Origin of the sequence: Gilliamella sp. Nev6-6 (assembly GCF_001690605.1) — a bacterium.
Classification (GTDB): domain Bacteria; phylum Pseudomonadota; class Gammaproteobacteria; order Enterobacterales; family Orbaceae; genus Gilliamella; species Gilliamella apicola_C.
In genome coordinates, this window is record NZ_LZHP01000052.1 from 1 (window position 1) to 9,007 (window position 9,007).

5 protein-coding genes are annotated in these 9,007 nt (G+C 33.3%); all 5 read right to left on the reverse strand.

Features of this window, described 5'->3' with window-relative positions; translation table 11 throughout:
* Window positions 1–89: 89 nt before the first annotated feature.
* The 5 genes from A9G42_RS06050 to A9G42_RS06070 all read right to left on the reverse strand — a co-directional run bounded on the left by A9G42_RS06050 (window position 90) and on the right by A9G42_RS06070 (window position 8,900).
* Complete coding sequence (locus A9G42_RS06050) at window positions 90–3,197, reverse strand: type I restriction endonuclease subunit R (RefSeq protein WP_065652944.1); 3,108 nt, start codon at window positions 3,195–3,197, stop codon at window positions 90–92.
* A 12-nt stretch (window positions 3,198–3,209) separates the two neighbouring features.
* Entirely contained in the window at window positions 3,210–4,310 is a 1,101-nt protein-coding gene (locus A9G42_RS06055) for an anticodon nuclease (RefSeq protein ID WP_065582739.1), read from the reverse strand.
* A 26-nt stretch (window positions 4,311–4,336) separates the two neighbouring features.
* Window positions 4,337–5,458 carry a restriction endonuclease subunit S gene (locus A9G42_RS06060; protein ID WP_065582740.1) on the reverse strand — a complete coding sequence of 374 codons (1,122 nt, stop codon included), beginning with the start codon at window positions 5,456–5,458 and terminating at the stop codon, window positions 4,337–4,339.
* Window positions 5,455–7,020 carry a type I restriction-modification system subunit M gene (locus A9G42_RS06065; RefSeq protein ID WP_065652945.1) on the reverse strand — a complete coding sequence of 522 codons (1,566 nt, stop codon included), beginning with the start codon at window positions 7,018–7,020 and terminating at the stop codon, window positions 5,455–5,457. The genes A9G42_RS06060 and A9G42_RS06065 overlap by 4 nt, the downstream gene beginning before the upstream one ends.
* Window positions 7,021–7,109: 89 nt before the next feature.
* On the reverse strand, window positions 7,110–8,900 hold the full coding sequence (locus A9G42_RS06070; protein ID WP_065652946.1) for a DUF262 domain-containing protein: 1,791 nt from the start codon (window positions 8,898–8,900) through the stop codon (window positions 7,110–7,112).
* Window positions 8,901–9,007: the final 107 nt, after the last annotated feature.

Sequence of the window (9,007 nt, forward strand, 5' to 3'; positions counted from 1 at the left end):
CATAGCAGATTATGGCAAACCATATTGCTTGATTATTTATAGGGCAGGGAAAAGTCAATGCGCAATTCCATGCCCTTTATCGTTAATAATTAGATGTTATCACTGCCACCAACCCCTTTAAATTTTTCAACCATTGTTGCTATTTTTTCAAAAACCCGACGTTTTTTGATTAAATATTGTGGATTAAGTGGGCTCATCTTCGGTAACATTTCGTTTAATTCAGTGCCATTTTCGGTTGCATATTTGCGCTTTAATGAAGAAGCAATATAGCGTTTGGTTGCTGCTTCATTTAAATTCTCTTCTCCGATTAAGGCGTTAATTTCAGCTTGTTGCTGACGTTGTGCATATTGATAAAAAGCATCAACCGTACTGGCTTTGTCGGGAATGTTATTTAAATCCGTTTGATTAATAAACTCAACAATTAACCCTTCTTTAGCTCGGTTTTCTAAACTTGAACGAATCAATCGTTGAGTCTCTTCAACAATATCTTGTTTGGTTTTTTCTTGTTTATTTTGTTCATAAATCAGCTCAAGAATATAATCCAAATTGATTTCTTGTGATTTTAATAGATCAATTTCGAAAACCACATCATCCCAATCAATGGTTGATTGAGCTTGTTGATTAGATTCCTTTTCTCTGCGTAGCCAATCGCGGATGTCATTATAAGTTGAACGATAATTTTGAATTGCACGGTCGGTTGGCAATTTTATTGTTTGCATTTTTTGTAGATCATCATCGGTTACATTATGTCGAGCTTTAAAGGCTAGCATGGCTTGTTCATCAGTCGTATCGAGTTGTTGGAATGCTTTTAATGCCACAAATTCATCATAATTTTGCAATACATTGTCAGCACGCAAGTACTCGCCAAATAATTTAACAAACGCTATTTTATCTTTTTCGGTGATGATTTCATCAGCACGGGGAAATTTTTCTTGTAAATCGGCAATGATTGTTAAATACCCATTGTGAATATCGCCTGATACTTTATCAGTAAAACCCTGCATATATTCATCATAACTTTTTTCTAACACCACTTCTCGGGTATTGCTTTTACCAAATGTTTTTATTGCATCAATGGTAGCTTGTTCCAAATCACGAAACGCTACAATATTACCAAAGGTTTTGGTTGCATTGTAAATACGATTGGTGCGTGAAAAAGCTTGAATTAAGCCATGATACCGCAGGTTTTTATCAACAAATAATGTATTGAGTGTTGGCGCATCAAAACCCGTTAAAAACATGCCAACCACAATTAGTAAATCGATTTCCCGATTTTTTACCTTTAATGACAGATCGCGATAATAGTTTTGAAATTGTTCACTACTAACATCATAGTTTGATTTAAATTCCTTATTATAATCGTCGATTGCCATTGCTAAAAATTCTTTAGCGCTTTGATTTAAAGCGTCAGTTTCAAAGCTTTCATCGGCAAAATTACCTTGTGCGTCTTGTTCTTCATTAGCTGCATAAGAAAATATTGTTGCTATTTTTAACGGCTTGCTGGCATCTTTTTGTAATTTTTTGAACGATTCATAATAGAGTTTTGCCGCATCGACACTGCTCACGGCAAACATGGCATTAAATCCTTTACCATTGCCCATTAAACGGTGGGTTTTTTGCTTAAAATTATTCAAAATATATTGGGTAATTTGTTCAATGCGTTTTGGGTGAAGTAGTGCTTGTTTATTTTCAGCAGCGCTGAGTTTTTCTAGATTTTGTTCTTGTTCAATCGATTTAAAATTAGGGCGCACATCATTATAGTCCACTTTAAATTTTAAGACTTTTTCGTCACGAATGGCATCGGTTAACACATAAGCATGTAATTCACGACCAAACACATCCGCGGTAGTTTGTGCACCTAACGCGTTAGCTGGCATGATCGGTGTACCCGTAAAGCCAAACTGATAATATTTTTTAAACTTGCGCTTTAAGTTTTTTTGCGCTTCACCAAACTGGGAGCGGTGCGCTTCGTCAAAAATAAATACCACATGTTTATCATAGATGGCTAAATCATCTTCGCTTTTTATTAAATTGTTAAGTTTTTGAATGGTGGTAACAATAATTTTATTATCGGTTTTTTCAATATTACGCTTAAGTCCTGCGGTACTGTTTGAGCCATTGACACTATCTTTGGAAAATTTTTGATACTCTTTCATGGTTTGGAAATCGAGATCTTTACGATCCACCACAAAAAAGACTTTATCTATAAATGCTAATTCTGTTGCTAACCGTGCCGCTTTAAAACTCGTTAAGGTTTTACCAGATCCGGTTGTGTGCCAAATAAATCCTCCACTTTGTAAGCTACTCCACTTTTTGGCATGATAAGCGCTAATGATTTGCCACAATATACGCTCGGTGGCGGCAATTTGGTAAGGGCGCATAATTAACAATGTGTCATTTACATCAAGCACCGAATAAGTCAGTAACACATTTAACAGCGTGCGGCTGGCAAAAAAGGTAGCGGTAAAATCTTTTAGATCTTTTATCGGCTCGTTTTTAACATTGGCCCAATTCATTGTAAAATCAAAGCTGTTTTTATCGCGCTTAGTGGTGTTAGCAAAATAGCGCGTGTCAGTACCATTTGAGATAACAAACAGTTGTAAATATTTAAACAGTGAATTATCTTGATTAAAACTCTCTTTACTATAGCGATGCACTTGGTTAAAGGCTTCACGAATGGCAATACCCCGCTTTTTTAATTCAACTTGAACAAGGGGCAAGCCATTCACTAAAATCGTCACATCATAACGATTTGCATAATTGCCAGTTTGCTGGAATTGACGGATAACTTGTAATTTATTATTGGTGACATCTTTTTTATCTAACAGCTTGATATTTTGAATATGTCCATCATCAAAAACAAAATCATAGATATGATCGTGGTGGATTTTGCGACTTTTGTCGATCATCGACTCATTGGGTTTATCTAAATACTCTAATACAAAGCGCTGCCATTCCTTATCGGTAAACTGCATTTTGTTTAAGGTTTGTAATTGATCACGAATATTAGCCAGCAATTTTTCGTGATTATTCAGTTCGGGAAGATATTCATAACCTTGACGGACTAAATCATCAATCAGCTCTTTTTCTAACTCTTTTTCAGTTTGATAAGTCGCTGCCGGCTCTTCAAGCCTGTTGTAGTTATCTAAAATAATATAATGATTGGTTTCAGCAAGAGGTGTTGTGTAAATTGTCATAGTCCATTCCAGCTATTTAAAATTGTAATTTTCGAGTAAATGATTAAGTAAAAATGAAACGATCTGTTTTTCTGGCTCGGATGGTTCTGGGATCATTTCATTCGATAATGTTGAATGACTGGTAAAGTTGATAATCCGTGTTAAATAAACTTGTTTATCATCAGGCAGGAGTTCTGACCATTTTGGATATCCTAAAAAACAGGCCGTTTTTTCATACAAGTTACGTAATAAAGTAAAGTGATATTTTTCAATTTTCTTTTCGCTAATGGCTTGTTGCAAAATATCTTTTAAATAAAGATGATACGAAAAGCTTTGATTTGAATCTCCTTTTTTTTCTTCTAGGGCAAAATCGCCATTTTCAAATCGTTTTAAAATACAGCCTGTTTTTAAACCCAGTTCATTATACAACACATTGTAAAATAATGGGTTATGAGTGGTGATAATAAATTTAATATCCGATTTGCTGCTATTGATTAATTTAGCAATATCGACCGCTAATTGGATTAGGTGATTTTCGTCCAATGAGCTGACTGGATCATCAATAAAAATATAGCGTAACTGATCAAATTCATTGGTAGAACGTTCTTTAGGCTCAACAATATTGCGCTCTGCGATCACCAAACTAATCAAGGTGAAAAAAATACTCCAAATTAAATTATTTTCTTCCCCTTTGGAGATTTTAATATTATCAATACGTTGATCATTACCCCCTGCGAGCGAAAAAGTCACAGCGGAAAAATCCTCATTGAAATGTGGCGTTAATTTTTGCTGGGTGTAGGATTGAAAGTAGTGAGCGATGTTTTGATCCTGACCTTGGTCTTTCAAAATCCAGTCCGTAAATGAGTTAGGTTTTATGATTAATTGATGTTCACCCTCTTGGTGTTTATCATTATCCCAAGCAAACAAATCCTCAGTAAAAGCGTTATAGTAAAGGATTTTATGCCTTGTTAAGGCTGCATTATTCTCTTTATCGCCTTTATGCTGCGATATAATTAAATTTTTAAATGTTTGAGATAAACGTGTTTTACCAGTACCGTTAAAGGCATAGATTAATTGGTTTTTTTTATCATTTTTATCCAGCTTTTCAGCAATATTCCTTAATGTGGCATTCATCTTTTTATAACTCTATCTTATGATTCTTACTCTTTCGGAAAGTCTAATAATAAATTCCGATAATATTCATATTGTTTTTGGCGTAATGCTATCTCACGCGGTAACCCCTCGGTGATTGAATTGGTAAGCGCATCGAATTTATCTAAGATTTCGACAATACGGGCTTGTTCCTTGAGTGGGGGAATGGGAATTTTTAGTTTTTCAATAACCAATCGAGGTAATCTAGGTATGCTTGAGCGTCTTACTTGAGATGAAATGTACTTTTGTTTATTTTTTAATACATGAAATAAATATCTACTTAATATATGATTTGAACATTCAAAGTAAAAACAGTCATCGGCAGCCCAAAATACTTCTGGACTATAACCGATTTCTCCAGCTGCACCAGCGCTTATTATAAATGTTGTATTCTCTTTAGTATTAGTTTTTTCATAATATCCTAAAGGTGTTAAACTATTTTGGTAGACTTTATAGCTAGCTTTTGGTGACAATTCATTTCGGACAACACGAATCCCTCTTTTTAAGGTGGCTATTTCGTCAATTGATTTCCATTCCACTTTATCATCTTTAAAGCTTAATAATTTATCTCGATAATAGTTGTATTGTTTTTTTCGTATAGTAAGTTCTGCTGTGAGCTCTGCTGTGAGCTCTGCTGTGAGCTCTGTAAATGTGTCTAAAATACGGACAATTTCGGTTTGAATCGAAAATGGAGGCACTGGAATCTTTTTATTAGCATAATTACTAATCCATTGTCTTTTATGATCATTATCTATCTTTTCATTTGGAAGTGTATTCATCCAATAATAAATATATTTTAAATTATATTTTTCTTCATCAGCTGAACTGATGATTTTCATTGCTGACGATTTAATTTTGAAATCAAAATTAACCCATTTATTTGCGGTTGTAAAATCATCAAAAATGATAACTGGATTATTTTTCCCTGCATAAATTCCAGCTATCTCATTCGTATAACCTAAAATGAAAGTTTTACCTGCCGTCAAAACAGGTGTTTTGTATTCATCATTGTAATTTGTTGATGTGACAAGATATTTGGTAGGTTGTTCATAATTTGTTACTTCATCCAAATTTTTCCACTCAACCTCAATACCTTTCAGCAGTTCAATTATATTATTACGCTTAATCATCCCTCAATCTCCGCCACAATCGCGTCAATTTGGGAGCGTAAGCTATCAATTTTAGCTACGGTATCTTTTATTTCGGCATTAAGCTGGGTGATATCAATCACTTCACGGGTATTTTCGGCTTCCACATACGAACTGACCGATAGATTATAGTCATTTTCCGCAATGGTTTGATTATCAACTGATTTAGCAAAATATTCGATATCTTGCTTGCTAGCAAATACTTGCATAATTTCTTGAATATGTTTATCAGTGAGCACATTATTATTGGTCTCTTTTTTAAAGAGTTTGCTAGCATCAATAAATTGTGTTGTTTTGACGGTTTTATTTTTGGCAAGCACTAAAATATTAACCGCAATCGAGGTACCATAAAATAAGTTGGGTGCCAGTGAAATTACGGTTTCAACAAAATCATTATCGACCAAATATTTGCGAATTTTTTGTTCCGCACCACCACGATAAAATATCCCCGGAAAAGTAACAATTGCCGCTCGCCCACACTCGGACAGGTAACTTAGTGCATGCATAATAAAAGCAAAATCGGCTTTCGATTTTGGTGCCAGCACGCCAGCAGGTGCGTATCGGTCATCATTAATTAAGGTTGGATCATCACTGCCAATCCATTTAATTGAATAGGGTGGATTAGAAACGATTGCATCAAATGGTTTTTCGTCGCCAAATTTTGGGTTAAGTAGCGTGTCGCCTAAAGCTATTTCGAATTTATCATAGTTGATATTGTGTAAAAACATATTCATTCGAGCAAGGTTATAGGTGGTATGATTAATCTCTTGACCGAAAAATCCATCCTCAATGATATGTTCATCAAACTGTTTTTTCGCTTGTAACAATAAAGAACCCGAACCTGCCGCTGGGTCATAGATTTTATTGACCTTTGTTTGATTATGTAAGGCTAATTGTGAGATCAATTTCGACACATTCGGCGGCGTAAAAAATTCACCACCAGATTTACCGGCATTCGAGGCATAATTAGAAATCAAAAACTCATAAGCATCGCCAAACAGATCAATTTGATTGTCTGCAAAATCACCAAAATCAAGTTCGGCAACACCATTAAGTACTGCGGCTAACCGTTTGTTTTTATCGGCAACTGTATTACCTAAGCGATTGCTGGTGGTATCAAAATCGGCAAATAATCCTTTAATATCACTTTCTGACGGGTAACCAATAGCAGAACTTTCAATTGCATTAAAAATATCGGCTAGGTCAGTATTTAAGCTTGGATTGGTATTTGCATTAGCAACAACATTACAAAATAGTTGGTCGGGATAGATAAAATAGCCTTTGGTTTTTATGGCATCTTGTTTGGCTTCATCGGTAATAATATCGGTAGATAACGTGCTGTAATCAATACTGCCATCATCGCCTTGAATATAATTGGCAAAATTTTCACTAATAAAGCGATAAAACAAAGAACCAAGTACATACTGTTTAAAATCCCAACCATCGACTGCACCCCGTACCTCGTCGGCAATTTTCCAGATTTGGCGTTGTAGTTGCTCGCGTTGTTGGGTACTAGTGCTTGATTGAGAATCAATCGAAGTCATATTTTATGTTCCTAAGTAAAGATAAGATATTAGTAACTATAAAATAAATCATCTTTTTTATAGTTACTTTACGTCAATATAATAGTAGTTTAACTCTTATTTTCCATTTGCGGACTTTTCATTTGTTTTACTGAAGTTAAATCTATAGCTAATAATCTTTCTAGCCTTTCAAGTATCCAATTATACCGATCTTGTAACGCTTTTTCATGCCATTGTTGGTTAAAAGTTCTTTGATTGAAATCATCTAATACTTTTTGAGAAAGGCGAAAAGCTGTTGTATTATCGGTATGATTACCTTGATACACAGTCATTTTGATATTAAAAGGATTATTACTAGCATCAATATTTTTTTTACCACTCAGTAGTGTTAAATTAGCGATACTATGTAACCATTTGTTTTTTACTTCTTCTGTTATATAACTCCACGCAGAAATACTTTTATATTTTTTGGGTAATATATGTTCAAGATGTAAGTCGTTATTAAGTTTTAATAAAATAGGATTAGATTGATCGGTTAAATCATATTCAATTAAAATCAAAAGAGGTTTAATCCAAGCTTCTTTGTCAACCACATTAGAAGTTAATTGTGATATTGCCAATTCGTAAATCTTTTCCGAATTTAATTTATTAGAAAAAATAGCTCTTAAATAGTTAATATGTTTTTTTTCTTTGACTGCTTTGATGATGTTAAAAGAAGTCTGTTTTACTTGCGATAATGTTTTACCAGCAATCCAATATAAATAATAAAATCGCCTTAGTTCAAAAACTAAGTCATCAAAATTTTTATACTCTGTTGTAATTGCGGTCATTAATATTGCTTTCCAATAATTACTCCATCTTAAATATCTAAACGAATAAATATTTTTATCTTTTGAACAATATATCTTTTCATAATAATTAATAACAAACAGCTTTAATGAGGATATGACTTGATTTGGATCTTGATTTTCGAATAAGTCTTGTAGCTCTTCTGTAAATGATTTTTTTTGGTTTGAGCCCAACAAATAATGGGCATAAATAATAAACAAATCATTTAAACTCATATCATCACATTGTTTAATATATTGTTCCATTTCACGCCAATCAGACATAAAATTTTCTTCTTTTAATTTTGATGTAGATAAATCATCTTTGTATTTTTTATAAAGCTTTTCTAATAAAAAGCTTTTTATTAAGTCTGCTGAAGTTAAATCTAAACCTCTATTATTAAGTACTTGAAACAATTTAATAGCAAAATCACGGCTAGTACAATCAATACGTATTATCTTAACTTGGTAAAATAGATAATTGATTAACTTGCCAAGCTGGCTTTTGGGCAATGAATTCAATTTCTCTTTAAAAATTAGTGCGGTATTAATAAATTTGAATTTGGGTTCTTGGTCATTCTTAATTTGATATTTATATGGGGAAGATAATATTTTGGTTGCTCCATCGTTTAAAATATATGTTTCAAAGTCAGATTGATGAGAGCTATGGGTATGTAACCTTAAACGTGAAGCGCGGCTATTAAAGATAATGGCAGAACGAATAATATCTATATTTACAGAAAGTGGATTGGAATTATCATCTACATTAAGGCATGGAAAATAATCGCGTATTACGCAAAATAGTATCATTAAAGTGGTTAATCTTTGTTGCCCATCAACAACATCAATGTAAGGAGATAAAGGCTCATCATGAGAATTAGCTGTGATAACAGAACCAAGAAAGTAATTTGGCACATGATTTTCATACGATTCTAATATGTCATCCCATAGCTGTTCAACTTGTTCACTTTCCCATTTATAGGGTCTTTGATACTTGGGTATTTTATAAAGATTTTTTGTATCACCAAATAATTCACTAATTGATAAACTACGGGGTTTAAAAGAGTCTTCCATATTTATACCTATTTGTATTTTTGCTCGCTTAATTCGAAGTTATTAAATTATTTGCTGTTATTCTACTAGTTTACTGTTTTTATATAAATTAAAATTATAAATAATAT